Origin of the sequence: Virgibacillus sp. LDC1 (genome assembly GCF_025792345.1) — a bacterium.
GTDB lineage: Bacteria > Bacillota > Bacilli > Paenibacillales > Paenibacillaceae > Paenibacillus_AQ > Paenibacillus_AQ lautus.
This window is the reverse complement of sequence record NZ_JAOXLZ010000006.1, coordinates 515,612-541,354: the sequence shown is the minus strand read 5'-3', so window position 1 is coordinate 541,354 and position 25,743 is coordinate 515,612. Positions and strand designations below refer to the sequence as shown.

28 protein-coding genes and 1 riboswitch are annotated in these 25,743 nt (G+C 50.5%); all 28 genes read right to left on the bottom strand.

The features are described 5' to 3' along the window. Positions 1-77: 77 nt before the first annotated feature. The 28 genes from OHJ21_RS30275 to OHJ21_RS30140 all read right to left on the bottom strand — a co-directional run bounded on the left by OHJ21_RS30275 (position 78) and on the right by OHJ21_RS30140 (position 25,720). The gene (locus OHJ21_RS30275) at positions 78-1,796 is read right to left on the bottom strand and encodes a phospho-sugar mutase (RefSeq protein ID WP_100540947.1); all 1,719 of its coding nucleotides are present in this window, start codon (positions 1,794-1,796) and stop codon (positions 78-80) included. A gap of 45 nt (positions 1,797-1,841) precedes the next feature. Then, positions 1,842-2,273, bottom strand: coding sequence for a 3-hydroxyacyl-ACP dehydratase FabZ (gene fabZ / locus OHJ21_RS30270; RefSeq protein WP_007133270.1), 432 nt, complete (start codon positions 2,271-2,273; stop codon positions 1,842-1,844). Between the two features lie 503 nt (positions 2,274-2,776). Further along, positions 2,777-2,977, bottom strand: a complete 201-nt coding sequence (locus OHJ21_RS30265) for a DNA-directed RNA polymerase subunit beta (protein WP_009594210.1) — start codon at positions 2,975-2,977, stop codon at positions 2,777-2,779. A 9-nt stretch (positions 2,978-2,986) separates the two neighbouring features. After that, positions 2,987-3,811, bottom strand: coding sequence for a flagellar hook-basal body protein (locus OHJ21_RS30260; protein ID WP_100540948.1), 825 nt, complete (start codon positions 3,809-3,811; stop codon positions 2,987-2,989). Positions 3,812-3,868: 57 nt separating this feature from the next. Further along, positions 3,869-4,750 carry a flagellar hook-basal body protein gene (locus OHJ21_RS30255; protein ID WP_100540949.1) on the bottom strand — a complete coding sequence of 294 codons (882 nt, stop codon included), beginning with the start codon at positions 4,748-4,750 and terminating at the stop codon, positions 3,869-3,871. Between the two features lie 270 nt (positions 4,751-5,020). Next, complete coding sequence (mreB, locus tag OHJ21_RS30250) at positions 5,021-6,019, bottom strand: rod shape-determining protein (RefSeq protein WP_100541351.1); 999 nt, start codon at positions 6,017-6,019, stop codon at positions 5,021-5,023. Between the two features lie 196 nt (positions 6,020-6,215). Continuing rightward, positions 6,216-6,500, bottom strand: a complete 285-nt coding sequence (gene spoIIID / locus OHJ21_RS30245) for a sporulation transcriptional regulator SpoIIID (protein WP_009594246.1) — start codon at positions 6,498-6,500, stop codon at positions 6,216-6,218. Positions 6,501-6,763: 263 nt separating this feature from the next. Next, positions 6,764-7,501, bottom strand: coding sequence for a M23 family metallopeptidase (locus tag OHJ21_RS30240; protein WP_100540950.1), 738 nt, complete (start codon positions 7,499-7,501; stop codon positions 6,764-6,766). Between the two features lie 60 nt (positions 7,502-7,561). Further along, positions 7,562-8,554, bottom strand: a complete 993-nt coding sequence (spoIID, locus tag OHJ21_RS30235) for a stage II sporulation protein D (protein WP_207797552.1) — start codon at positions 8,552-8,554, stop codon at positions 7,562-7,564. A 903-nt stretch (positions 8,555-9,457) separates the two neighbouring features. Further along, positions 9,458-10,804, bottom strand: a complete 1,347-nt coding sequence (gene murA / locus OHJ21_RS30230) for a UDP-N-acetylglucosamine 1-carboxyvinyltransferase (protein ID WP_165789777.1) — start codon at positions 10,802-10,804, stop codon at positions 9,458-9,460. A 498-nt stretch (positions 10,805-11,302) separates the two neighbouring features. Further along, positions 11,303-11,557, bottom strand: a complete 255-nt coding sequence (locus OHJ21_RS30225) for a DUF1146 family protein (RefSeq protein ID WP_100540952.1) — start codon at positions 11,555-11,557, stop codon at positions 11,303-11,305. A gap of 333 nt (positions 11,558-11,890) precedes the next feature. Then, positions 11,891-12,175, bottom strand: coding sequence for a hypothetical protein (locus OHJ21_RS30220; protein WP_100540953.1), 285 nt, complete (start codon positions 12,173-12,175; stop codon positions 11,891-11,893). A 365-nt stretch (positions 12,176-12,540) separates the two neighbouring features. Further along, positions 12,541-12,945: a F0F1 ATP synthase subunit epsilon gene (locus OHJ21_RS30215; RefSeq protein ID WP_100540954.1), complete on the bottom strand. Its 405-nt coding sequence runs from the start codon at positions 12,943-12,945 to the stop codon at positions 12,541-12,543. A 99-nt stretch (positions 12,946-13,044) separates the two neighbouring features. Further along, positions 13,045-14,445: a F0F1 ATP synthase subunit beta gene (gene atpD / locus OHJ21_RS30210; protein ID WP_100540955.1), complete on the bottom strand. Its 1,401-nt coding sequence runs from the start codon at positions 14,443-14,445 to the stop codon at positions 13,045-13,047. 118 nt (positions 14,446-14,563) lie between these two features. Next, positions 14,564-15,424: an ATP synthase F1 subunit gamma gene (gene atpG / locus OHJ21_RS30205; protein ID WP_100540956.1), complete on the bottom strand. Its 861-nt coding sequence runs from the start codon at positions 15,422-15,424 to the stop codon at positions 14,564-14,566. Between the two features lie 186 nt (positions 15,425-15,610). Then, positions 15,611-17,125: a F0F1 ATP synthase subunit alpha gene (gene atpA / locus OHJ21_RS30200; RefSeq protein WP_100540957.1), complete on the bottom strand. Its 1,515-nt coding sequence runs from the start codon at positions 17,123-17,125 to the stop codon at positions 15,611-15,613. Positions 17,126-17,143: 18 nt separating this feature from the next. Continuing rightward, complete coding sequence (locus OHJ21_RS30195; protein ID WP_100540958.1) at positions 17,144-17,689, bottom strand: F0F1 ATP synthase subunit delta; 546 nt, start codon at positions 17,687-17,689, stop codon at positions 17,144-17,146. Further along, positions 17,686-18,174, bottom strand: coding sequence for a F0F1 ATP synthase subunit B (gene atpF, locus OHJ21_RS30190; RefSeq protein WP_100540959.1), 489 nt, complete (start codon positions 18,172-18,174; stop codon positions 17,686-17,688). The genes OHJ21_RS30195 and atpF overlap by 4 nt, the downstream gene beginning before the upstream one ends. 95 nt (positions 18,175-18,269) lie before the next feature. Next, positions 18,270-18,482, bottom strand: coding sequence for a F0F1 ATP synthase subunit C (atpE, locus tag OHJ21_RS30185; protein ID WP_007128780.1), 213 nt, complete (start codon positions 18,480-18,482; stop codon positions 18,270-18,272). Between the two features lie 105 nt (positions 18,483-18,587). Further along, complete coding sequence (gene atpB, locus OHJ21_RS30180) at positions 18,588-19,349, bottom strand: F0F1 ATP synthase subunit A (RefSeq protein WP_100540960.1); 762 nt, start codon at positions 19,347-19,349, stop codon at positions 18,588-18,590. Positions 19,350-19,384: 35 nt separating this feature from the next. Beyond that, a complete protein-coding gene (locus OHJ21_RS30175) occupies positions 19,385-19,762 on the bottom strand; it encodes an ATP synthase subunit I (RefSeq protein ID WP_100540961.1) in 378 nt (125 codons plus the stop codon). Continuing rightward, entirely contained in the window at positions 19,759-19,989 is a 231-nt protein-coding gene (locus OHJ21_RS30170) for an AtpZ/AtpI family protein (protein WP_076323976.1), read from the bottom strand. Before OHJ21_RS30170 ends, OHJ21_RS30175 begins: the two co-directional genes overlap by 4 nt. A 175-nt stretch (positions 19,990-20,164) precedes the next feature. Next, positions 20,165-21,322 (bottom strand): non-hydrolyzing UDP-N-acetylglucosamine 2-epimerase, encoded by a 1,158-nt coding sequence (gene wecB, locus OHJ21_RS30165; protein WP_100540962.1) that lies wholly within the window; start codon positions 21,320-21,322, stop codon positions 20,165-20,167. A gap of 64 nt (positions 21,323-21,386) precedes the next feature. Continuing rightward, entirely contained in the window at positions 21,387-22,016 is a 630-nt protein-coding gene (gene upp, locus OHJ21_RS30160) for a uracil phosphoribosyltransferase (RefSeq protein WP_006213103.1), read from the bottom strand. A gap of 343 nt (positions 22,017-22,359) precedes the next feature. Then, positions 22,360-23,610, bottom strand: a complete 1,251-nt coding sequence (locus OHJ21_RS30155; RefSeq protein WP_071218864.1) for a serine hydroxymethyltransferase — start codon at positions 23,608-23,610, stop codon at positions 22,360-22,362. Between the two features lie 90 nt (positions 23,611-23,700). Beyond that, entirely contained in the window at positions 23,701-24,285 is a 585-nt protein-coding gene (locus tag OHJ21_RS30150) for a TIGR01440 family protein (RefSeq protein WP_100540963.1), read from the bottom strand. Between the two features lie 85 nt (positions 24,286-24,370). After that, entirely contained in the window at positions 24,371-24,835 is a 465-nt protein-coding gene (rpiB, locus tag OHJ21_RS30145; protein ID WP_071218862.1) for a ribose 5-phosphate isomerase B, read from the bottom strand. Positions 24,836-24,949: 114 nt separating this feature from the next. Beyond that, positions 24,950-25,031, bottom strand: a riboswitch (ZMP/ZTP riboswitch). Between the two features lie 101 nt (positions 25,032-25,132). Continuing rightward, positions 25,133-25,720 (bottom strand): low molecular weight protein arginine phosphatase, encoded by a 588-nt coding sequence (locus OHJ21_RS30140; protein ID WP_100540964.1) that lies wholly within the window; start codon positions 25,718-25,720, stop codon positions 25,133-25,135. Between the last annotated feature and the right edge of the window lie 23 nt (positions 25,721-25,743).

Genomic DNA, 25,743 nt, shown 5'->3' with positions numbered 1-25,743 from the left:
CAGCCCTATTGAGTTGAGCCTTGCAGCAACCATCGTAAATTCCCTTCGTTCTCTTCTCTCATTAAATGTATCTATGTTTAAGCGTCTACCCGGGCCATGACTTGATCCGAGAGCGATTGAATTTTGGCCTTTGCATCGGCGAGAGATTCACCGCGTACGGCAAAATACACTTTGATCTTCGGTTCGGTACCGGAAGGTCTCAGGCAGAACCAAGATCCGTCTTCAAGCAAATACTTCAACACATTTTCCTTTGGCAATCCGTCCAGGCCTTCCGCATAATCAAGCACCTGCTTAACCGACACGCCTCCGACTTCCCCAGGTGGATTGTCGCGCCAATCGGACATCTTCGCTTGAATCTGGGCGACGCCATCCTTGCCCTTGAGCGTCCGGGACTCCAGCGTCTCGAGGAAATAACCGAACTGCTCGTACAGCTCTTGCAGCACATCGTACAGCGTCTTGCCTTGTCCTTTATAATAGGCGGCGGCTTCGCATATCAGCATCGAGGCAAGCACGGCATCCTTATCGCGCGCATAATTGCCTGCCAAATAGCCGTAGCTCTCCTCATAACCAAACAGATACGTATGGCTGCCGGACTCCTCGAACTGGGTCATTTTCTCACCAATGTACTTGAAGCCAGTCAATGTATTCAACACGGTGGCACCATAATGCTCGGCAATCGCCGCCCCCATCTCGCTTGTGACGATTGTCTTGATGACAGCACCGTTATTAGGCAGCTTGCCCGCTTCCTTCAATTGACCCAGCAAATAGTGGATCATAATCGCGCCGGATTGATTGCCTGTCAGCACGACGTATTCGCCCTGGCTGTTCTTCACAACAGCCCCCATGCGATCCGCATCGGGATCCGTCCCGATCAAAATGTCAGCCCCTACTTCCTCACCAAGCTTCATCGCGAGCGTGAAAGCTTCACGCTCCTCCGGATTGGGAGATTTGACGGTGGAGAAGTTTCCATCCGGCTCTGCTTGCTCCGGAACGATATGAATATGCTTAAAACCGATGCTCTTAAGCACGCGCTCTACGGGTTCTTGTCCTGTCCCATGGAGAGGCGTAAATACGATTTGGATATCCTCGCCAAGCTTGGATGCGATAAGATTCCGATTCACGCTGACATTCGCCACTGTATCCGCAAAAGCCTGGTCTTCCGCTTCGCCCAGCCACACCAGCAGGCCTTGAGCCTCTGCGTCTGCCTGAGACAGCCTCTTGACCGCGGAGAAGGAATCCACCTCCTGAATCCGGGCAATTACATTCTCTGCTTCGTCCGGTACCAACTGGCCGCCTTCACGGTTGTACACCTTATAACCGTTATATTCCGGCGGATTATGGCTTGCCGTGATGACAATCCCTCCGGTAGCACCCAAGTGACGAACGCTGAATGACAATTGCGGCGTTGAACGCAAGGAAGGATAAAGCTTCGCTACAATCCCGTTTCCGGCCAAAACCAAAGCTGCCTCTAACGCAAATTCCGGCGAGAAATGCCGGGAATCATGGGCAATAACGACAGAAGGCTTCCCCTCTGCGGTGCCATGAGCCTCCAGAATATATTGTGCAAAGCCTTGCGTTGCGCGGCCTACCGTATATTTATTAATCCGGTTGCTGCCTGCACCAATAACGCCGCGCAGACCACCCGTTCCAAATTCCAGATCACGATAAAACCGTTCCTCCAGCTCTTTGGTGTCGTGCTCGAGTGAACGCAGTTCCTGTTTCGTCTCCTCATCTACATAAGGATCATTCAACCAACGTTGTACCGTATCGATTGTTCTCTGACTCATCTCTGACATGAAAAAAAGTCTCCCTTCCTCATCCAAACAAGAATAGTCTGATCATTACTCCTTATCCGCGAGAGCAAACATAATCTCTCCCTCGGCAACAACACGTCCATCCACAGTTGCGGTTGCTTTCCCTTTTCCAATCATGCCCTTCAAGCGAATGATCTCGACTTCCAGCCGCAGCGTATCTCCCGGTACCACTTGCCCACGGAAACGGAAACCGTCAATGCCCGCCAAAAAGCCGAGCTTTCCCCGGTTGCTCTCTACATTAAGAATCGCGACAGCACCGACTTGCGCCAAAGCTTCTACAATCAGGACTCCCGGCATAACGGCATATTCAGGGAAATGGCCGACAAAAAAAGGTTCATTGATCGTCACGTTCTTGATGCCGACCGCTCGTTTGCCGTCCTCAATCTCCACAATCTTATCGACCAGCAAAAACGGGGGACGATGGGGAATAATTTCTTGAATCTGTTTGATGTTCAACATAGTATTAAAATCCTCCTTATGTACGTACCCGCCAAGCACAGCGTTTGAAAAGGGGTGTTCATTCCATTTGCTGCCGCTGTGCCGCTTTCTCAAGCCGCGGGAGGTATTATTTACGGCTGTATCATGCTTTCTCTTGAGGTTTTCTTAACGAATTTCAGATCCTATGCATAAAAAGAAGGATCTGCGGAAAAAATGATGGATATCCTTCACCGCTGCAGAAGTGAAGGTTTTAGATAAGGGGCTTTCTCCTACCGGACACTTGTGTACGAGGAGAGGGCCCTTTTACAAGTTTTTTGGGGTCCCCGCAAAGTATTTGGAATAAGCATCGCAGCATAGGCTCCACTTTGTGGGGTTATTTTACATAAATCCGTCCATTGTCATGAAATGACAAAGTTAATACGCAAGTCCCATCCCATTATACCGTTTAACCCCAAAAAAAGAAAACTCCCTTAAAGGGAGTTTGGCATCTTATCACAAGACATTGTGTTCACCCTGACCTCTCGTCACGGTGCGAAAATCAAATCAAAAACATGCTTCCATGTGCCCCATTCAAACACTTCACTGAGCTCCTGATCGCCGAGGACAACATATCCGAAGACCATGCCTCCGAATAATGCCAATACGAGCAATACAGGAATCATGATACGGACAGCGATTTTCCATCCGGATGTCTTGGAACGTTTCTTGGCGTTTGATTCACTCATGATGCCCACCTACCCTCGCATTGTGTTGGCAAGGTTCATCATGGTATCGCTTGAACTAAGCGCACGTGCCGTCAGCTGGTAGGCCCGCTGTACTTCCATCATTTTGGTCATTTCATCGGTCAAATTGACATTCGATTGTTCCACAAATCCGGAAAGCACCTTCGATTTAAGAGGCTCGCCCGGAGCCGCCGGTGCCAAATCGAACACATCGCCTTCCGTCAAGCCGTTTCCTACGACAAACAGGTTATCGCCGACAGCGACCAAGCCCTCCGGACGCTCAAGCTCGACCAGCTTCAAAGTTGCATAAGGAGCCGTACGACCCGTGGGGGTCTCCACGATAATCTGCCCCTTCTCGTTAATGGCAACTTTCCCTTTGGCCGGAAGCGAGATTGGATTATTGTTCACGTCAAGTACTGGATAGCCTTGTGAATTGACCAGCAGCAGGTTGTCTGGATTACGGGCATCCGGAGATACATGAAATCCGCCTTCGCGGGTATATCCAATCGCGCCATCTCCCTGAACGGCAAACATGGCTTCTCCATCAATCATCAGATCGAGTGGATTTCCGGTTTCCTTCATGGCTCCCTGCTCCATGTTCTGCACAACGGAGGATAGTCTCATGCCATACCCGAGTGTATAGCCAAGCGGTGTCGCACGGCCCGTCCGGTCGAAGTCCTTGTGATGCTGCTGAACCTGCGTCAGCACATCTTCAAAGGAAGCCTCCTTTTTTTTATAACCAGCCGTATTGGCGTTTGCTATATTGTCCGCAATGACATCCAACCGCTGCTGGAGGGCATTCATCGACACCATGGCGCTAATCATCGAGTTGTTCATCACTTACCTCCCGTGGGCTCACATTTTCATCAGCTGCTACCTACTTACTTACACAGCTTAGACTCGGCCAATCTCATTGACCGCCTTCTCCAGCGTTCTGTCGTAATACTGAACGATTTTTTGGTTCGTTTCATACGCGCGCAGCGCAGCGGTCAATTCCACCATCGATTGCGTTGGATCCACGTTGGACCCCTCAATAAATCCCTGACGGATGACTCCGTTATCACCGGGTGCCATAAACCGCACTTCCCCGTCCGGATCAGCCATACGGAACACGCCATGACCTTCACGAATCAGTCCATGAGGCTGGCTCACGATGCTGACTCCAAGGATGATGCCTGTCCCTCTGCCAGCTGCGTCCATGATTTCTCCTTGCTCATTCACTGTAAAGTCACTCGCCGGACCTGTCAATACAATCGGTCTGTTATTGTTATCCAGAACCTGATAGCCGCTCTCGCTCAACAGGTTGCCTTCGGGGCTAACCCGGAAGCTGCCGTTACGGGTGTACCGAACATCCCCATTCTCATTCTGAACGGTGAAAAATCCTTCCGGCCGGTAAATCACCTCGCCGTTCTCATCCACGTACCTGCCGGATGCATCAAACGGATAAGGTTGGCCCGTTGCCGGATTCTGTACCGTAAAAGAGGATACCAGCGCAAAGTCCGTTGTTTTGCCCGTTTCCCGGAGCGCGCCTTCGGTATAAAGCGATATACTCTCCTCAGCGTAAACGCCGGTGTTGAACTTGCCCAGCTTCCGTCCCGCATTCGTCGAATCATTGCCGCCGATCATGGAGACAAGCACTTCGGGGAACGAACGCTGTACGCTGTTCGTTGCCTTATAGCCTGTCGTGTTGACGTTAGCAATGTTCTGCGTCACCGTATTATGTCGCTGCTCCTGGGTCATCATCCCTGAAGCCGCTGTATATAGACCTCTTAACAATGAAGGCACTTCCCTTCCAAAATAGATCCGTGAATGGCCGCTTCGCTGACGGATTGTATTTCCAATCGCTGTTGTTTTCGGATTTCTCGTTAGAACTTCTCAAAATGTTGAAATCCGAAATCAAAGGCGACCACTCCGTTTTTCCAATACAATTCCGTCCTCTTCGCTGCTGTTCAGCCTGACCATTGTATACTGCAGACTTATGTAGCTGCATCGTATGGATACAGATTTAAAATCAAATATCACGTTCCTATCATCTATATCGGAAGGTTAGAACTTTTTCTTTACGACCTTGTCCAAATTATCCAGCATAATTCCCGTTCCCTTAACCACACAGTGCATCGGATCCTCCGCAACAAGCACCGGCACCCGCAGCTCGTCCGTCAACAGCTCGTCCAAACCATGAAGCAGTGCGCCGCCGCCTGTCAAGATGACGCCGCGATCGATAATGTCCGCCGACAGCTCCGGTGGCGTCCGCTCCAATACGGATTTGGCTGCGAGTACGATCGATGACACCGGATCCCATAGAGCTTCCTGTACTTCTGCGGAAGACACCGTTACGGTAAACGGCAGTCCCGATACCATATCACGTCCGCGAATATCCATCTCAGCTTGTCTACCACCTGGACGAACCGTTCCGATCGCCATCTTCAAATCTTCTGCCGTCCGTTCCCCGATCAGTAATTTATATTTTTGCTTCACGTACTTTGTAATCGCTTCGTCGAACTTGTCCCCTGCCATTTTAATCGAAGAAGCGGTGACAACATCGCCCATGGACAGGACGGCCACATCCGTGGTGCCGCCCCCGATGTCCACAACCATGTTACCGCTCGGTTGGAAAATATCCATCCCTGCGCCAATTGCCGCTGCCTTCGGTTCTTCTTCCAGGAACACATCCCTTGCGCCGCTGCGCTCAGCCGCTTCCCGGATCGCCTTCTGCTCTACCGAAGTAATGTTCGTCGGTGCACAGATGAGGATTCGGGGCCGGCTGTGCCAACTGCGCGCGCCCACGCGATCAATAAAGTACTTCAGCATGGCTTCCGTAATTTCGAAGTCGGCGATGACCCCGTCCCTCAGCGGGCGGATCGCCGTAATGTTGCCGGGAGTACGCCCGACCATGCGCCGTGCTTCCTCACCGACGGCAAGGACTCGTTTGGTGTCGGTCTCAATAGTGACAACGGAAGGTTCGTCTAACACTACCCCCTTCCCCTTTACGTGAATGAGCACGTTCGCCGTTCCGAGATCGATTCCAATATCCTTGCTCAACATCATGAAAAGCCCCCAAAGTGTTATTTTATGGTAAAAGAGTCTGTTCGCTGTACCGAACCATTCTTCGACATAATCTAGCAATCGATGATGATCTTCGGCAAAACAGGTCCCATATTTCGATCCTATACCAGCTTTTAACATATCATACTTTAGGGGAGGGATTCAATGTCAATCTAGCGACCAAAGCCCTAAAAAATCAGGATTTCGCCGTGGCCACCGGTTCGCGGTTGCTGCCGGTTTTTTTGTACTTGATCTTGGTAGCTTCCCCGCCTCTCAGATGGCGGATGGATTTGTGGTATTCGAGAATGTGCTTCACCTGATCCGCCAGGTCCGGGTTGATCTCCGGCAGACGTTCGGTTAAGTCCTTATGCACCGTGCTCTTCGACACGCCAAATTCTTTGGCTATAGTTCGAACCGTATGCCTCGTTTCCACGATACAGCGTCCGATCTTAATGGTCCGCTCTTTGATGTAATCGTGCACGCTCCCGCCTCCCTACTGTGTGGATAGTTTGGTACATTATATGAGGAGCGTGACGGGATATTCGCGGTTTCAAGGGCTGACAAGCTTACTTGGACCCATTTATTTTCTGGACATGCCGGTGAGGGATATGTGTAAAATGTCCAAAAAACAAGGCGCAGCAAGGGTTGGACTTGCCGTCCAAACCCGCAATAAAAAAAAGACAGGATCATAAGATCCTGCCCTCTTCAAGTGCGCGGTGGGCGCATGACTACGAAGAAATGAAATTATTTTTGCGGAAGCACGCTCACAGGGTTGACCAGTTTCCCGCCCTCGTACACTTCGAAGTGCACGTGGTTGCCGAGATCCTTCTCAAGCTCACTGCGTCCTGCAGTCGCGATGGAATCGCCCTGCTTCACTTCAGCGCCTTCCTTCACTTTCACTTCGTTCAAGCTTTGGTACACGGTTTTCGTGTCACCCGATGTAATTTCCACAACGTTGCCGTTAACCGGATGATTCTCGACACGGGTCACTTTACCTGTCAGTGCGGCACGAACTTCAAACATCGTGTCATCCGCAGCGGCCAAGTCGATTCCCAAATTCGGCGTAAAGGTGTCGTTATATTGCACCATCGCCTCTTGATGCGTTTCCGGGTTCGTCTCGTCAAAGTAAGGTTTGACGATGCTCACTGCCACGTCGTCCGCCACCGGCCAGATCATCGATTGCGCATTGGCCGTCACTTCTACAGCCTCTCCGTCATTGCCTTCGGTTGCAGCAGGCTTCTCAGAGCCTTGAACCGATTCCGATACCGTTGTTTCCCCTTGTGGCTCCAGCGTTTTTTGGCTGGCGTCCTGGTAGACCCACACGAGGGTTAGTATAATTGCCGCTGCTGCTAAGTATGCTGCCGGGAACACCCACCGTTTGGATAATGCTTTCTTCCACGAAGATGACGTTACCGCCGAATCTCCTTGCACAGTTTTAGGAGTTTCTTCGTGGGGTTTACTATTTTTGTTCTGTTCATTCATTTGCAATCACCTCAGTAACCATTGTTACCGGGGTCAACTCTTTTATACGTTATCTCACTATTATTTTTTTGAAGAGAGAAGATTTGAAGTTTTGTCAAAAGAAATATTCGTATAATAGTGCTCCAAAATCTCTTTCGCTTCATATCCTTCGCGGGCCATGCCTTCTGCTCCGTATTGGCTCATGCCCACGCCGTGGCCGTTGCCGTAGGTCGTTATCTCAATCTCGCCGTCTTTCATATGAAGGGTGAATTGGCTGGATCGAAGCCCCAGCTTCTCTCTCACCTCGCGACCGGTAAACTTCTTGCCGCCGACCCGTACGCTCTCAATGCGATGGCCTTGGGTATACGAGAGTACTTTCAAAAAAGAGGCCCCCCCATCCCCGCCTGCCGATACCGGTACGGCTCCATCCGCCAGCGCCAGTTTTCCTATGAACTCCGAACGGGGCATCGTGATCGTTGTCTTGTACTTTGGTGAAATTTGTTTATCCCATGGACTCTCCACACTGCGCAGGTAGGGAATCTCGTTCCTCCAATAATCCTCTGAATTTTCGGTATACCCGTTACTGGTGGAGAAAAAAGAAGCCGTAATCGGCTTACCCTCATACGTCATTACCAAACCTGCCGTTTCCTTTACCGCCCGCTGAAGCTTCGCCAGCTCGGCTTCCTTCCCCAGCCGCTGCCATTCCTTCGTCAGTTCGTCTTGGGCGATATATGCCTGGTGACTGACCGTGTCGGTCACCACGGCCTTGCCGTCCGGCACGCCGCTGCGGTCCCCGGACGCGAGCCGCTGCACGATATAGGTCCGTGCCGCAATGGCCTGGGCCTTGAGCGCCTCCAGCTGGAACTCGGCCGGCATCTCGGCGGCCAGGACGCCGACGAGGTATTGTTCCAGTGGCAGCTCCTCCACGGTGTCCGTCTTGGTTACATAGACGGACACCGTGGGCTCTTCCGCCGCCTGCGGCTCGGCGGAAGGCAGCGGGGCCGGCCCGGGCGGCAGCGGCTCCGGTGCGTTGTTGCCGGGGGCAACCACCAGCAGAGGCAGCGCGAGCGCCAAGGCCAGCAGCACCGCCACCGCCCAGACGGCGGGGTGCACCCGCACCCGCCGCCTGCCGGCGGCCGGGCGCCGCGCGGCAAAGCCGCGGCGCCCCCAGCGCGCAGGCCGCACACGGAACGTGCGGCCGCCGCGCGGCACGCGGCCCGTTGCCGCTTGCGCGAAGCGCTGCGGCTCGGCCGCGGGATGCGGGCCCTGCGGCATCGCCGCTGGCCCGCCGGGGGCTGGCGCGGCGCCATGCACAGGCGCGCCAGCAGGGCGTTCGGGCGGTGGCGTATGCGCCGCCCGCGGGCCGTGGCCGGACTCGCCGAAGGCGTCCGGCGCCCTCCCCGGGCCGCGGTGCCCGCGCGGCCCTTCCTGAATATCCTTTTTATCCGATTTCGAATCATGGTTATGTTCTTCAGTCGATCCGACTTTCTTCTCAAGTTCACCGGGAAAATCCCACTTCAATACGGGAGCGCCCGATCCTTCGGATGGCACCTGGTATGATTGAGTATTTCCCTCATTCAGAACATCTTTTGCATCGACCGCTCGTTTTTTCCCTGCAGTACTCACATTCACCCGAACCTTTGAATCTTTCATTGCATTTCCCTCCTGTGCCTTTTCCCCTGGTATATGCCTCTTGTTCATGCTCCATCACGCTCTACTTATACTTATGAGATACGGGCTTTTGATAGAACTATTCTAAGAGAAAGGAAAAAGTCACATGGATGAAGAAACGCTGACGCTGAATGCAAGCAAGCTAGCAAAGAGTCTCCTAGTCATCCGGAATCTCAACGTGAGAGAATGAGGGATAGCCGCCATGATGATGACATACAAAAAAAGGAGCTTCGCCCTTATCGGCAAAGCCCCTTCCTCTACATTCTATTGTGGTCTATCCTGAATCATCATGATTCATCGTGCTGTTTACACCCAGGTAGGTTGAACTTTGAAAACTTTTGCGTCTTCTGTTTCGCTTACCGCTTTTTTCGAAGCCTTCTCCGAACTCTGGTCCTCCGTTGAAATACGCCAGATATCCGCGCCCAGTCCAGATAGCTTTTCCGCTAAATGAACATAGCCGCGATCAATATGCTGTACGCCGCCCACTTCGGTAGTCCCCTCGGATACGAGACCGGCTAATATCAAGGCTGCACCTGCACGCAGATCCGTTGCCGTTACTTTGGCGCCTTTAAGCTTAGCTCCGCCCGTAACGATAGCAGAACGTCCCTCAACTTTGATCTCCGCATTCATGAGCTGGAATTCATCTACATGCATAAAGCGGTTTTCAAATACCGTTTCGGTAACAACACTTGTACCTTCGGAAACCAGCAAAAGCGCCATCATTTGAGACTGCATATCGGTTGGGAATCCAGGATAAGGCAAAGTTTTCACATCAACCGACTTTAATGGTTTGTCAGCGATAACGCGAATCCCATTCTCGTCCGGTTCAATGGTAATCCCCATCTCTTCCATCTTGGAAATAACCGGTCCAAGGTGATCTGCAATGGCTCCTTCCACATACACATCCCCACCCGTGATCGCAGCCGCAGCCATAAAGGTGCCTGCTTCAATCCGGTCAGGTATCACGTTATGCTTGACGCCATGCATCTGCTCAACGCCCTCGATACGAATCACACCCGTGCCCGCACCGCGAACTTTGGCACCCATCGCATTCAGGTAATTCGCTAAATCGACAATTTCCGGCTCTTTCGCCGCATTTTCGATTACCGTAATCCCTTCAGCCAAAGTAGCAGCCATCATAATATTTTCAGTAGCACCTACGCTGGCAACGTCCAAATAGACCTTCGCCCCACGCAATCTGCCATTGCTTTTAGCTTCAATATATCCTTGTCCGAGGCTAATCTCAGCCCCAAGAGCTTCAAATCCTTTTAGGTGTTGATCAATGGGTCTTGTGCCGATAGCACATCCTCCGGGAAGCGAAATCCGGGTTCGTCCACAACGTGCCAATAAAGGTCCCATGACCAGAAAAGACGCCCGCATCTTCCGCACCCATTCATAAGGCGCTTCACATGTCGTTATGTGCTCTGCATTCACACGTATCACTTCATCTTGATATGTAATGCCTGCACCAAGCGACTCCAATACTTTACTGATTGTAATTACATCGTCAAGAGGAGGCGCATCAATAATAACACTTTCCCCAACTTCCCCTAGTAGAGAGGCAGCGATGATCGGAAGAACTGAATTTTTTGCTCCGCTGACTTTGACGCTTCCGGTCAGTCTTTTGCCACCGCGGACGATAAATTTGCTCATCATGGTTTCCCTCCGCGTCCATAATTTTCCTGATTGCGTGTGTTAGTGATTAGTTGTTGCTAATTCCCTAACTTTCATCTTAACATTAGTGATTTCCGCTCAACAAGCGATTTTCGAACTATTTATGACATCTGATTCGGTGTCTACATCAGGTATCAGAAATCCATGATGCCACCTTAGGAAGCATCTGTTATCCGCAGTATGGACCTACGAAAGGTACCATGACCGACCAGCACTTGTCAATGCATAACAATTACCGGGTGAACATTATAGTCCGGAAGTCATACCGTCCGCCCGATCAAATTCTTATTTTAAGTGTTAACATAATAAAATGCGTTTATTCGACATCTTCTTCTGAAGCAACCTAACAGAGATATAACCATTCATGCTGCAATTAAAACAGACGAGTAAAATATCGCCAAGCACATAACCATCATGCAACAAATGTTTTATTACTAGCTGCAGCACCGTGTGTTATGTATGACGCTCATTCCCGCGTTAAAACATATATCGGATCATTTGACTCCATGTAATATAGTCAATTAGGAATTCAGCCACGAATCGTCCAAGCACCACCGCCAGCAGCAAATGCAACAGCTTTCCCTGCGGCCCTTTTGGATGACGGACAACCAAATCCAGCTTTACTTGTTGTAATGCCCACCAAGCCAGTGCGATACAGATCAGCGAAACGACAATGGACAACAATCCGTTAACACCGACGGCACTGATTGAATTAGATAAATCCTGGTTCATACTCCCTCCTCCTTCATAAATTATCCTGTCCTGTTCAGGACCGACTCTTCTATAATACTTGGCTGGAGGCAAAGAATCCAGCACTTTCTATACGACATTTCCTCGGAAATAATAAAATTTATCGACATCGCTCGAAAATGATTAATAATACGCCATTAGCAGAAGTCTAAATTGCCGTTCCTAGCACAATTATGAACCAATAAAAAGCCAGGAATGGTTATAGTTTCATTCCCATGCTCCTATTATACTTATTATATTACAAAAAATTACCGGACCCTAAGTTAGGGTCCGGGTAAAGCTTTGAACATATTCAGGTCGTTATAACCCCTCATTTTAGAAGTCCGAGGTTACTATTTGAATCGTTCCAAAAACCGGCAATGCACCCGACAGGAGAGCAGCAACCAACAAACGCTCCACAGACAGCGTAAGACTGTTTTCCGCTGGAATGAGATAAGTTACGACAGGTGCATTCACACGGGTAATAACCAAGGATACAGGCGCATTCGAGAGGTTATTAACGGTAACGGACGCATTCACGCCGCCAGCCAGATTCTCGTAATACGATTTACCGACATCCGGTGCCAGCGTGAAGATTTGTTCCGGGAGTAGAATAGCCATAGGGATGACCTCCCTTCTCTCTTAGATGCTATATGTTATGCTGCGAATCTATTAAAGTTCTAGTTAGATGATATACGATAAACGTACATTTAATAGAGTAGCGACCTGCTAAAATGCTTCGTAGACCTCAATGTAGAGAGCTATCACAGAGAGAAGATTCTACCATTCTGACCCTAAAACGAGATGAAAGAATCATAATAATTAACACAATTTACCGGAAAACAGAACACGTTTATGTATTTATAGGAAGTTTTTCTTCCAATTGAGCAGCAAAATGGTTCAGTTTTGCAGAAATCCCCGTATGCTCTAAACGAAAAAAGACAGCTTGGCTGCAAGATTGCAGCAAGCTGTCTTGGTTCAAACGATTAGTTCCGCGTCACTTTAATCCGGTTCATCGCTCTTTGCAGAGCCATTTCCGCGCGACGATGGTCAACTTCATCTTGTCTTCCCTTCGCATTGAGGCGAGTTTCAGCTCTTTCCTTCGCGGCTTCCGCACGCTCCAGATCGATTTCTTCCGCTTTCTCTGCGCTTTCCGCCAGGATGACAATTTTATCTTTGCGGACTTCGACGAAACCGCCTTGTACCGCAAACGGGGTTCTCTGGTTGCCGATCTTCACATAAACTGGCGCTATCTGAAGCGGCGTAACAAAGGAAATATGACCAGGCAAAATGCCCAGTTCTCCCTCGACCCCACGCACTGTAACACTGTTCACCTGCTCTGAATAGACCAGGCGGTCCGGCGTCACGATTTCCAACAAAATGGTGCTCACTTCCATCCCTCCTCACCGTTTTCCGCAGAAAACTCGCGCAGCAGACCTCACAGTTTCACACAGTGTACTGTGCCGGTCTGCCGATCACGGAGCGTCAGCTTACAATGTTTTTGCTTTTTCAACTGCCTCTTCAATCGTACCTACGAACAGGAAAGCCGCTTCCGGAAGGTGGTCGTGCTTGCCTTCCAAAATCTCTTTAAAGCTGCGTACGGTTTCTTTAACCGGTACATATTTACCCGGGATGCCGTTGAACTGCTCAGCAACGTGGAAAGCTTGGGAAAGGAAACGTTGAACACGACGGGCACGTCCAACAATCGCTTTATCTTCCTCGCTCAGCTCATCCATACCGAGAATCGCAATGATATCTTGAAGCTCGTTATAACGAGCCAAAATTTTCTTAACGCCTTGAGCAACATTATAGTGCTCTTCACCAACGATTTCCGGAGCCAAGATACGGGAACTGGATGCCAGCGGATCTACCGCAGGATAGATACCCATCTCGGAAATTTTACGCTCCAGGTTCGTCGTTGCATCCAAGTGAGCAAACGTTGTAGCCGGAGCCGGATCCGTATAGTCATCCGCCGGTACATAGATAGCCTGGATGGATGTAACAGAACCTTTTTTGGTAGAGGTAATCCGCTCTTGCAAGCGTCCCATTTCGGATGCCAGCGTTGGCTGGTAACCTACCGCGGAAGGCATACGGCCCAGAAGGGCGGATACTTCGGAACCCGCTTGAGTAAAGCGGAAGATGTTATCGATAAAGAGAAGAACGTCTTTGCCTTCTTGATCGCGGAAATACTCCGCCATCGTCAAACCGGTCAACGCTACGCGAAGACGGGCACCCGGAGGCTCGTTCATTTGACCGAATACCATTGCGGTTTTGTTGATAACACCGGAATCGCTCATCTCGTGGTAAAGGTCATTACCTTCACGAGTACGCTCACCTACGCCGGCGAATACGGAAATACCACCGTGTTCTTGGGCAATGTTGTTGATCAATTCCTGGATCGCAACGGTTTTACCTACGCCGGCACCACCAAAGAGACCGATCTTACCGCCTTTTTGGTATGGAGCAAGCAAGTCGATGACTTTAATACCCGTTTCAAGCATTTCTGCTTGTGTGGAAAGCTCATCGTATGCAGGAGCTTCACGATGGATCGGGTTATTAATTTCGGATACTACGGCACCTGCATTATCGATCGGCTCACCCAATACGTTAAATACGCGGCCGAGTGTAGCGGAACCTACAGGAACCGTGATCGGTCTGCCCAAATCCACAGCTTCGATACCGCGAATGAGACCGTCCGTGGACGACATTGCGATACAACGAACCAGATTATCACCCAAATGATTGGATACTTCCAAAGTCAAATCAACCGAGCGGCCGCCTTCCAGCGTTGCTTCAATCTTGACAGCATTAAAAATCTCGGGAAGATGACCGCGCTCAAATTCAATGTCAACTACAGCACCTGTAATGCTGACAACGCGTCCTTTTTTCATTGATTCGTTTTCCCTCCTACCCGCTCACCTCTAGCGGTGAACGATGATCGTAAAAGCGGCTATTCATGACATGGCCGCATATCCGTTAAAATACTAAGTTAAGAATTCGAAGCGTGCATTATTGCTGAGCGTTTGCTCCGCCCACAATCTCGGAAATTTCCTGCGTAATGGCAGCCTGACGAGCACGGTTGTAAGTAAGGTTCAACTCGTTGATCATCTTGCTTGCATTCTTCGTTGCAGCTCCCATTGCAGTCATCTTCGCACCCAGTTCACTTGCCTTCGCATTCAGCATCGCACTGAAAATCAATGTTTCCGCATATTTCGGAAGCAAAACCTCAAGCACGCCTTCAGGAGACGGTTCATACTCATAACCCGTCAGGTTCTCGGCGCTACCAATGTTCTCCATCGGCAGAAGCTTGGAGATCTCCTGGAGCTGAGTCAAGGCATTCACGAATTGGTTATAGCACACGTATAACTCATCAATCTGACCCAGCTCATATTGATGAACCGCCGCGTTAGCGATGGTCTTAATATCTGCATAGGTCGGACTATCGGATAAATCGGTGAGCTCCTCAACAACCGGAAGTCCACGACGGCGGAAATAATCCCGACCTTTACGTCCGATCACAAACAGGCAATACTCGTCCTTGGACTGATGGCGTTCTGCGATAAAATTCGATACTTTTCGCAAAATATTGGAGTTTGATGCACCAGCAAGACCGCGGTCTGAAGTGATCACCAGATAACCGGTTTTCTTCACTTCACGCTTCTCCAGCATCGGGTGGCTGATTCCCTTGGTTCCAGCAGCAATGCTGCCAACCACTTCTTTCAGCTTCTCGGAGTATGGAAGCGCGGAGGTTGCCTTCTCTTGAGCTCTTCTCAGCTTGGCGGCAGCAACCATTTCCATCGCCTTGGTGATCTGCCTCGTGTTCTGAACACTCTTGATCTGCCGCTTAATATCACGTAATCCTCTTGCCATGTTTTCACCACCTTAAAGCTTTGGCGAAGCCAAAGCCAACTTCGTACGCGTAGACTAAGCTTTGGCTAGGACCAAAGCCGTACCTTTTGTAAAAACCACTTTGGTCACAGCCAAAGCTACATTCCATATGATGAAAGAGGATGCCGGGCTTACCCCGGCTCCCCTCCTATTACTTACCTGAGGAGCTTAAACCGAAGCGGCAAAGCCCTTCTTAAATTGATCGATTGCCGCTTTCAATGCGTTTTCGTTGTCGGACGTCAAATCCTTCGTATCCGTAATGGATTGAAGAATTTCCGGTTTATTGCTTTCAATAAACGTGAGGAACTCGCTCTCGAAACGACGCACGTCAGCAACCTCGATATCATCGATATATCCTTTAACGGCTGCGTACAAGCTAACCACTTGTTGTTCAACGGACAACGGCTGGTTTACACCCTGTTTCAGGATTTCCATCAATCTTGCACCACGGTTCAAACGAGCCAAGGTTGATTTGTCCAGATCGGATCCGAACTGGGAGAACGCCTGGAGCTCACGATATTGCGCAAGATCCAGCTTCATGCCGCCCGCAACCTTCTTCATCGCTTTAATCTGCGCGGAACCACCGACACGGGATACCGAAATACCGACGTTAATCGCTGGACGTTGACCGGAGTAGAACAACTCAGACTCCAGGAAGATCTGTCCATCCGTAATCGAAATTACGTTGGTTGGAATGTATGCAGAGACGTCAGAAGCCTGTGTTTCAATAAATGGCAGCGCGGTTAATGATCCACCACCAAGCTCATCGTTGAGCTTCGCTGCACGTTCCAGCAAACGGGAGTGCAGGTAGAATACGTCACCCGGATATGCTTCCCGACCCGGAGGACGACGGAGGAGCAAGGACAACTCACGGTATGCTGCCGCTTGTTTCGACAAGTCATCATAGATGATGAGTGCATGCTCGCCTTTGTACATGAAGTACTCACCCATTGCGCAGCCTGCGTATGGAGCGATGTACTGCAGTGGAGCCGGCTCAGAAGCCGAAGCCGTAACAACAATCGTATACTCCAGTGCGCCATGACGGCGAAGCGTTTCAACAACCTGTGCTACAGTGGATTGCTTTTGGCCAATGGCTACATAGATACATTTAACGCCGCTGCCCTTTTGGTTCAGGATCGTATCGATCGCAACGGTGGTTTTACCCGTTTGGCGGTCACCGATGATCAACTCGCGCTGTCCGCGGCCGATAGGTACCATCGCGTCAATCGCTTTAATACCTGTCTGCATAGGCTCATGAACGGATTTACGGTCGATAACGCCTGGTGCGCTGCTCTCAACCGGACGATAGGCTGTCGCTTCGATCGGGCCTTTTCCGTCAAGCGGTTGACCCAGCGGATTGACAACGCGTCCAAGCAGAGCTTCACCTACAGGAACCTCCATGATACGTCCTGTACGCTTAACCTGATCGCCTTCCTTGATTTCGGAGTAAGGTCCCAGGATAACGACACCGACATTGCTCTCCTCAAGGTTCAGCGCCAGACCGAACACGCCGTTCTGGAACTCCAAAAGTTCCCCGGACATCGCGTTCTCCAGGCCGTACACGCGAGCAATACCGTCACTTACTTGAATTACCGTACCTACTTCAGAGACAGTGATATCGGATTTATATTCTTCAATTTGACTTTTGATTAAAGTACTGATTTCTTCAGGTCTGATACTCAACGTTTTCACCCCTATCTACTATGCTCGTCTATTAAAAGACTTTTCAAGACGTTCCAGCTTCCCGGCAAGGCTTCCGTCATAAAGCTTGTCGCCAATGACGACTTTCAGGCCGCCGAGCAAACTCTCGTCCACAACATTGGTCACTCGGATCTTCTGATGGGCTAACTGCCCGAATTCCGAAGCTACCTGTTCTTTTTCCTGATCGCTAAGCGGGTAGGTGGAGTACACAGTGGCGTCCGCCAATCCTAAGCTCGCACCTTGTATCTTCACATAACTGTTCAGCAGTTCAGCGAACATTTCTGCACGCCCTCTGTCGAGAAGCAATTCGATCGTGTTCAATACAGGCTGCGATACCTTCCCTGCCAACGCCTGGCTGATTACGTTCATCTTCACGGACTGGGGAACATTCGGCGTGGAGATGAATTTCTGAATGTCGGCATCGCCTTCAATGGCATGCACAACAGCGCGCAATTCCTCTTCCACTTCCAGACCCTTCTGCTGCTGAGCCGCCACTTCGAACAGCGCCCGCGCATACCGCTTGGCTGCTACTGTATTTTGGCTCATGGTCTGCCTCCTACCTCTTTAAGGTATTGATCCACCAGTTCTTCTTGAGCTTTATCATTCTTTACTTCCCGTTCAATCAGCTTGGTAGCGATTTTCACGGAAACACTGCCGATTTCGTTGCGAAGCTCTTCGACAGCTTTCTTCTTCTCATTCTCGATATCACGAACCGCCTCGGATTTCAGGCGAACCGCCTCTTCCTTAGCTTGTTCCATAATTTGCTCTGCTTGTTTGTTGCTAGTTTGTCTGGAACGCTCGATGATTTCGTGAGCATCTTGACGCGCTTGCTCCAGTGCCTTCTTCTGCTCTTCTACATAAGCAGTTGCCTGCTGACGGGTCTGTGCCGCTTCGTTCATCTGGCTCATCACCAGCTCACGACGCTGCTCCATGATGCCGAACAATTTGCTGAACGCAAACTTCTGAAGCAAAAAGTAAAGAATAAGAAACGCAAGAATAGTAATTACCATATTTTCCCATAGAATTGTCATTGAGGTCACTCCTTTCCATCAACACGAAGTGCGGTGCCTAACAAAACGAAGGCGCGGATGGCATCGGCCCTCCCCGCCAAACCGTTGTATTGTTATTAAGAGAACATGATCAAGAACGCGATAACAGTAGCCGCCAAAGGAATAACCTCTACGATACCAACACCGATAAACATCGTTGTTTGCAATTGACCACGTGCTTCTGGTTGACGAGCGATAGACTCAACTGTTCTGCTTACGATCATACCGTTACCCAAACCTGCGCCAAGGGCGCCCAGACCTACTGCAATAGCTGCTGCCAAAAATTCCATTGTTAAATATCCTCCTTAAATTGTTTCAAAATTGAAATTTGGTGAAACTATAGAAAATATCTCTTTCGAAAAACACCGCTGTTACGGCGGATTCGTCCGAGTTGATCAATGCTCTTCGTGAATCGTCGTTTGCGAGATGTATACCATTGTCAAAATCGTAAAGATAAACGCCTGCAATGCACCAATGAAGATACTGAAACCTTGCCATGCGGCCATAAATGGAATGCCCCAGAAGCCGGTTTTCAGAATCACCGTGATCAGTACCTCACCGGCAAAAATGTTGGCATAAAGCCGGATTGCCAGAGCGATAGGTTTTGCCAGGTTCTCAATGATATTGAGCGGCAAGAAGATCGGGAACGGTTCGATGTAATGCTTCAGGTAATGCTTGCGATTCAGCTTCAAGCCCAGGTAGTTCATGAGCACGAACACAACGATCGCAAGACCGGCCGTAACGGAAATGTCCGCTGTTGGCGACTTCCACCACAATACGTGAGCATAGTGGCCATGTTCAAGTCCGAGCGTAGCCAGGATTGGCTGGCCAAAGACTTCGAAGTTCTCCGGTAAGTCGGTGATAATTGAGAACGGCAGGCCCAGCAAGTTCGCTACAAAGATGAACAGGATCAGAGTAAGCCCCAATGATATGTAAGCTTTCCCTTTCTTCAGATCCATCGCACTCGCTACGACGCCTTGCACAAATTCCACTACCCATTCCATGAAGTTTTGCAGTTTGGAAGGGTTTTCGACAGATAGATTACGTACCGCCAGTCGACATAATACGAACACCACCACACAGGTGACAAGAAGCATTAATATCGCTGAAAGATCAATATTCAATCCGCCAAGTTTGATAATCGGTGAATCATGCATAAAATTGTTTTCACCCCTTTCCAAGTTAGCGCTGATCAATGATTGTTTCTCAAACTGAACACAATGCTGACAGGAATGGTCAACAATTGGGGTATGAACAGACCGGCGATTGCACCGCCGAAGGATACCTGCTCGAGTTTTACGGCGAAGATAGCAATCAGAAGCCCGATGCACAATCTCGTAATGAAGCCGAAGTTGTACTTTTTCGGTTCCGGATCGACAGCCAATTGCGCCAGCTGCTGCACTTTCATGGAGAGGAAGCGTACATTAAACAATCCCGCCGCCATGCCCATGATCAACCCCATAAAAACCGGGCGGAATTCCGGATAGAGAGCCCATCCGAGAAACAAGGCAGACAATAAGAGTAAGGATACTCTAAATACAGCGTTCACAATGGAAGTCAAATCATTCACGCCTGCGCCCCCAAAAACTTTTTAATGAGAAGAGCGATATTCAAAATCCCTACAAAGAGCCCCGAAAGCGTACCAATGGCAAGCCACACTCTGGGCCCGTCCAAATGATTCATGAGCCATCGCCCGGTAAAAAAACCGATGAGAATGTAAGCGGCTAGCAAACCGCCAGCCCCGCTAATGTATAGCGCTATCAACCAAGGGTTATCTTGACTTTTCGGATTTTTCATATGAACCTCTAATCCCAACTCATTTTACTGAATATAACAAGAGTTTGTCAATGAATCGATTTGATGGATTTACCGTGTAAAATCGGCGTTTTGAGCAGTCTAAATTGCGCAAAACGCCGCGGTAACCGTACAGTTCAACTGTATGCTGTCTCCTTGCCCATCAGAATACGGTAAACTATACCTTTGTGAACATTCTGTGAAATTCTTCAGGACGCTCTTTTCGGATGCCGAAATGGTGCAAAATCGCATTGACAATTCGCTGTGAGGCTTGTCCATCGCCATACGGATTAGCAGCTTTGCTCATCTTTTCGTAGAGCTCCTGATCGGTCAGCAGAACCTTAATGCGTTCATACACGTTCTCCTCCTGGGTGCCTACCAGCTCCAGGGTACCGGCCTCAATGCCCTCCGGACGTTCCGTCGTATCCCGAAGCACCAGCGTCGGCACACCGAACGACGGAGCTTCCTCTTGCATGCCGCCGGAATCCGTAATGATGAAATGCGTATGGGTGTAGATATTGTTCATGTCCACGACATCCAGCGGATCAATCAGCTTGATGCGCGGGTGATCTCCCAAAATGCGATGAGCCGGCTCTTTAACGGCAGGGCTCGGATGCACAGGATACACAATGGCGATATCCTCAAATTCATCGGCAATGCGCTTTACCGCTTCAAATATTTGACGATGCGGCTCCCCTTGGGATTCGCGGCGGTGTGCCGTCATCAGGATCAAGCGTTTGCCCTGCGCCCAATCCAGAACCGGATGGGTATAACCTTCACGCACCGTGTACTGGAACACGTCCGTAGCCGTATTACCCGTTACATAAATGCGGGATTCCGGCTTGTTCTCCTTGCGGAGATTCTCGGCGGACCAGTTCGTCGGCGCAAAGTGAAGATCAGCAAGCACGCCGGTCAGCTGACGGTTCATCTCCTCCGGATAAGGGTTCAGCTTGTTCCATGTCCGCAGACCCGCCTCTACATGGCCGACCTGAATCTGCTGCAGAAAGGCTGCATAGCTGGCCAGGAACGTTGTCAGCGTGTCGCCGTGCACCAATACGATATCCGGCTTGGCTTCACGCAGAACAGGCTCAAGACCCTCCAGAACGCGGACGGTGATCTCGTTGAGCGTCTGACGGTCCTTCATGACATCCAGGTCATAGTCCGGAACAATCTTGAATACATCCAGCACCTGATCCAGCATTTGCCGATGCTGCGCAGTAACACAAACGACCGACTCAATATGCTCGGGGTGACGTTGAAGCTCCAGAATAAGCGGCGCCATCTTGATCGCTTCGGGGCGGACCCCAAATATAGTCATCACTTTCACTTTTGACATGTTTGAAAATACCCCTCTTTGCTTGTTTTCAAATATTCAAGACGTACGAATGACTGGCTTGGCTCTATTTCGTGCCGTACAACCGATCCCCTGCATCACCAAGGCCCGGTACGATGTAACCATGGTCGTTAAGACCCTCATCGAGAGCAGCAACATAGATGTCCACGTCAGGATGGGCATCATGGACAGCCTTCACACCTTCCGGTGCAGCCACGAGGTTCATCATCTTGATCTGGGTACAGCCGCGTTTCTTCAGCACGTCGATCGCAGCGATGGCGGACCCGCCTGTCGCGAGCATCGGATCGATGACGATCAATTCCCGTTCCGTAACATCGGTTGGAAGCTTTGTATAATATTCAACAGGCTGAAGCGTTTCGGGGTCACGAAACAATCCGACATGCCCTACTTTTGCAGCAGGAAGCAACTTAACAACTCCGTCCAGCATGCCTAGACCGGCGCGCAGGATCGGTACCAAGCCGAGCATGCGGCCGGAAATGACTTTTCCTTGGGTTTCAGCTACCGGCGTCTGCACGGATATCGATTCAAGAGGAACCTCCCGCGTAATTTCATAAGCCATCAAAGTCGCGACTTCGTCTACCAATTCGCGAAAGTCTTTTGTGTTAGTCCGCATATCGCGGATAAATGTAAGTTTGTGTTGAATCAACGGGTGATCACAAATCACCAATTTTCCCATGTCTGGTCCCTCCGGTTTGAGTACAAATGTTATTTCAATATGGGCGTAAATATTTGTGAGCTCCATAAATCCTGTCTATTATATCATTCCCTCTAGTCAATTGACACCTGCACGGGTCATGTTTTATTCCATGAGTTTTTGACCTTATAATCGAACCGGATCTTCTTCTGCCCTGAACCTAGGTTTTCCATTCTCGCCTATATTGATGCTAACCGGGAAGCAACCTGACTGGGAAAATGAGAGCATAGCAATCTGGCCAGAATGTTTATAGCTCCTAAAAGGACCCCACCTGCATCAGGCGGGGTCCTCTTATCATAGGCTTCTTATGCAAAGGAAACTGTGATTAATATTTCATTTCAGCATAGAGAGGATATTGATCTGTAAGCTCAGCCACCAAACGGCCTGCTTTTTCAAGCGTTGCCTCGTCTTTCGGCTGCTTCAATGTCATGGCTATAATTTTCGCGATGGTCACCATCGCTTGCTCATCCATACCCCGGGAAGTAACCGCAGGGGTACCGATACGGATACCGCTGGTGACGAACGGGCTGGTCGGATCAAACGGGATGGCATTCTTGTTCACGGTAATGCCGATGGAGTCCAGAACTTTCTCCGCGTCTTTACCGGTGATGTCCAGATTACGGGTGTCCACAAGCATCAGGTGGTTATCGGTTCCGCCGGATACGATGTTCAGACCTTCCTCGATCAGGGTATCGGCCAGCACTTTCGCGTTCTTTACGACGTTCTCTGCATACGTCTTGAAGGACGGATCCAATGCTTCGCCAAGCGCAACGGCCTTGGAAGCAATGACATGCATGAGTGGGCCGCCTTGGGAGCCGGGGAATACCGCTTTATCGATCGCTTGCGCCCAAGCTTTTTTGCACAAAATCATACCGCCTCGAGGTCCGCGAAGCGTCTTATGCGTCGTTGTCGTTACAAAATGGGCATGCGGAACCGGATTCGGATGAAGTCCTGCCGCAACGAGACCTGCAATATGGGCCATATCGACCATAAACAACGCACCAACATCGTTCGCGATGGCAGCAAGCTTTTCAAAATCAATGATGCGAGGGTATGCACTTGCACCCGCCACGATCAGGCGAGGGCGATGCTTGAATGCCGCTTTGCGGACTTCGTCGTAATCGATAAGGAACGTGTCTTCTTGCACGCCGTAGGCAACGAAATTGTACAGAAGGCCGGAAGCGTTAACCGGGCTTCCGTGAGTCAAATGGCCGCCATGGGCCAGGTTCATGCCGAGCACGGTATCTCCAGGTTTCAGGGCTGCCAAATATACCGCCATGTTCGCTTGGGCACCGGAGTGCGGCTGAACGTTGGCATGCTCGGCTCCGAACAGTTCTTTGGCACGGTCACGGGCGATATCTTCCACGATATCCACACGCTCACAGCCACCGTAATAGCGTTTGCCAGGGTAGCCTTCCGCATATTTATTCGTCAGAACGGTCCCCATGGCTTCCATAACCGCTTCGCTGACAATATTCTCAGAGGCAATCAGTTCAATGTTGCTGCGTTGACGCTTCAGCTCCAAATCCATCGCTTCCAATACAGCCGGGTCACTCTTCCGCAAATGTTCCATCATGTTCATATCCTCCCATAATCAATCATTATTTTTTCTTGCAAATTCAAAACTACAAGTTGTCATCATTAAAAAAGCGAGTTCTCATTCGAATCAATCGCACAGCGTGGAATCATCCCTCTGCTCAAGCCGGTACACCGCGCGTTCTCCGCCAATCAGCTTCGGGCGGGTATAAGCCGCGGTTACGCGCGCCTCTCCGATATAACGCTCGCTCGGCCTGAACGGAACCGCCACTCTCCGCAAATGCATGCCGATCAGCGTCTCGCCGATATCGACACCCGCATGGGCTTCAATCGATTCCGCAAGGCAAGGCTCCTTCATGCTGCGGTAAGCTGCGGAAGCCATCGACCCGCCCGCTCCCGGAATGGGAACAGCCGCCACTTCCGTCAAGCCCAGCCGCTCAAGCAGCTCGCGTTCCATGACAAGCGCACGGTTCAGATGCTCACAGCATTGATAGGCCACAGCAAAACCGAATTCCGTTTGAACCTCGGCAATGCCCTGAAGGAGCTGCTGAGCCGTTTCTAAAGCGCCTCCTGTACCGATCCGTCGTCCGACCACTTCACTGGTACTGGCTCCGATGACCAGCACTTTACCAGGGCCTAAGACGGCCGCTTCGGCCAGTTCGCGGACAATACGCGCTGTCTGTTCGTTCAAGGAAACCTTGGAGATATCCGTCATGTCACAGTCCTCCCGATGATTTTTTCACAGAAGATGCTTCATTCCCCTATCACGATAGCCGCAGCTGCTTTACGCGCGCGTTCACCTATCGCGATTCATTCTTCAGGTAACGCTCCTCGATGGCCTTGATCTTGTTCACGCGGCCGACATGGCGCTCGCCATGACTGAAATCCGTTGTCAGCCATGCGCTGACGATTTCGGCGGCAAGTCCGGGACCGACGACACGCTCACCCAGCGCAATCACGTTACTGTCGTTATGCTCGCGAGTCGCTTTGGCTGAGAACACATCATGGGTCAGCGCGCAGCGAATACCCGGCACCTTGTTGGCCGCAATGCTCATGCCGATGCCCGTGCCGCAGATTAGAATGCCGCGATCCGCTTCACCCGAGACGACCTTCTCGCACACCGGTAGGGCATAATCGGGATAATCCACGGAATCGGAACAGCCGCAGCCCAGATCCTCCACCTCGTGTCCAAGACCCCGAATGACTTCCACGATTTCCTCTTTCAGACGAATGCCGGCATGATCCGTACCCAATGCAATTTTCATCTATGAAAAACCCCCTCGTATGTTCGCTTTTGCGTTTTAGCTTGTTTCATTATAACCCAAACTCCACGCAAAAGACGAAAAAAGAGCAGTCGGCGCACGTATTGTGCTCCAAATGCTCTTTGCCCAGGCGACCGGCCGTATATTCCGATGCTCCATCGTGGTTTCATCCACTTCGTCGCCAGTTACACCGGATCTTTTGTTTTTCACCTTCATCTTAAAGCAATACCTTGTGAAAGGCAAGCGGCTTTTTTAGCCATTTGAGCACGGATGTACTCTTCGATTCCGTCTAAGCCGACCCTATTTATGCTGATCCGCTTCCAGCTTGTCCAAGAGACGAAACAACGCCGTCCGAATCTCTGCAGCCGTCGCTTCATATTCCTCCCGCGAGCCTCCAAAAGGATCGGAGATATCGAAGCTCGGGATACGCTGTCGCAGCTCAATCAGACGCTCCCGGTCACGGTCGCTGACATCGCGGCCCAGAGATCTGGCCAGCTCAAGCGCTGCATACAGACTATCCTGTTCCCGCAGATCATCCAGCACCCGGCGGTCATCCTCAACAAACTCTTTCAGAGTGTGCATCTTGTCTGCAGCATGCGGGAACTGCCTTATCGCATACTGCTTATGCGACTGGGTCAGCGTCAGAATCAGGTCTGCCCACTCCACCAGGTTCGCGGTCAATGGTTTGGACACCAAGCGTTCTTGGATATCCTGGTCTCGCAGTATGGATTCCGCATGATGGGACACCGGCATTCCATCCACGGCCGAGACACCGGCGGACTTCGTTTCCAGCGGGACGCCCCGTTGTTTGGCAAGCTTGCGCAGCATGCCTTCAGCCATCGGACTGCGGCAGGTATTTCCCGTGCAGACAAACAGTATATTTTTCACGGTCCCATTCCTCCCGTTCGTAG

What these genes read in the sequence shown, in the direction of transcription:
- OHJ21_RS30275 (WP_100540947.1), bottom strand. Translation starts at nt 1,796, where the DNA reads ATGTCAGAGATGAGTCAGAGAACAATCGATACGGTACAACGTTGGTTG.
- fabZ (WP_007133270.1), bottom strand. Translation starts at nt 2,273, where the DNA reads ATGTTGAACATCAAACAGATTCAAGAAATTATTCCCCATCGTCCCCCG.
- OHJ21_RS30265 (WP_009594210.1), bottom strand. Translation starts at nt 2,977, where the DNA reads ATGAGTGAATCAAACGCCAAGAAACGTTCCAAGACATCCGGATGGAAA.
- OHJ21_RS30260 (WP_100540948.1), bottom strand. Translation starts at nt 3,811, where the DNA reads ATGAACAACTCGATGATTAGCGCCATGGTGTCGATGAATGCCCTCCAG.
- mreB (WP_100541351.1), bottom strand. Translation starts at nt 6,019, where the DNA reads ATGTTGAGCAAGGATATTGGAATCGATCTCGGAACGGCGAACGTGCTC.
- OHJ21_RS30240 (WP_100540950.1), bottom strand. Translation starts at nt 7,501, where the DNA reads ATGAATGAACAGAACAAAAATAGTAAACCCCACGAAGAAACTCCTAAA.
- murA (WP_165789777.1), bottom strand. Translation starts at nt 10,804, where the DNA reads ATGAGCAAATTTATCGTCCGCGGTGGCAAAAGACTGACCGGAAGCGTC.
- OHJ21_RS30225 (WP_100540952.1), bottom strand. Translation starts at nt 11,557, where the DNA reads ATGAACCAGGATTTATCTAATTCAATCAGTGCCGTCGGTGTTAACGGA.
- OHJ21_RS30220 (WP_100540953.1), bottom strand. Translation starts at nt 12,175, where the DNA reads ATGGCTATTCTACTCCCGGAACAAATCTTCACGCTGGCACCGGATGTC.
- atpD (WP_100540955.1), bottom strand. Translation starts at nt 14,445, where the DNA reads ATGAAAAAAGGACGCGTTGTCAGCATTACAGGTGCTGTAGTTGACATT.
- atpG (WP_100540956.1), bottom strand. Translation starts at nt 15,424, where the DNA reads ATGGCAAGAGGATTACGTGATATTAAGCGGCAGATCAAGAGTGTTCAG.
- OHJ21_RS30195 (WP_100540958.1), bottom strand. Translation starts at nt 17,689, where the DNA reads ATGAGCCAAAATACAGTAGCAGCCAAGCGGTATGCGCGGGCGCTGTTC.
- atpF (WP_100540959.1), bottom strand. Translation starts at nt 18,174, where the DNA reads ATGACAATTCTATGGGAAAATATGGTAATTACTATTCTTGCGTTTCTT.
- atpE (WP_007128780.1), bottom strand. Translation starts at nt 18,482, where the DNA reads ATGGAATTTTTGGCAGCAGCTATTGCAGTAGGTCTGGGCGCCCTTGGC.
- atpB (WP_100540960.1), bottom strand. Translation starts at nt 19,349, where the DNA reads ATGCATGATTCACCGATTATCAAACTTGGCGGATTGAATATTGATCTT.
- OHJ21_RS30170 (WP_076323976.1), bottom strand. Translation starts at nt 19,989, where the DNA reads ATGAAAAATCCGAAAAGTCAAGATAACCCTTGGTTGATAGCGCTATAC.
- wecB (WP_100540962.1), bottom strand. Translation starts at nt 21,322, where the DNA reads ATGTCAAAAGTGAAAGTGATGACTATATTTGGGGTCCGCCCCGAAGCG.
- upp (WP_006213103.1), bottom strand. Translation starts at nt 22,016, where the DNA reads ATGGGAAAATTGGTGATTTGTGATCACCCGTTGATTCAACACAAACTT.
- OHJ21_RS30155 (WP_071218864.1), bottom strand. Translation starts at nt 23,610, where the DNA reads ATGATGGAACATTTGCGGAAGAGTGACCCGGCTGTATTGGAAGCGATG.
- OHJ21_RS30150 (WP_100540963.1), bottom strand. Translation starts at nt 24,285, where the DNA reads ATGACGGATATCTCCAAGGTTTCCTTGAACGAACAGACAGCGCGTATT.
- rpiB (WP_071218862.1), bottom strand. Translation starts at nt 24,835, where the DNA reads ATGAAAATTGCATTGGGTACGGATCATGCCGGCATTCGTCTGAAAGAG.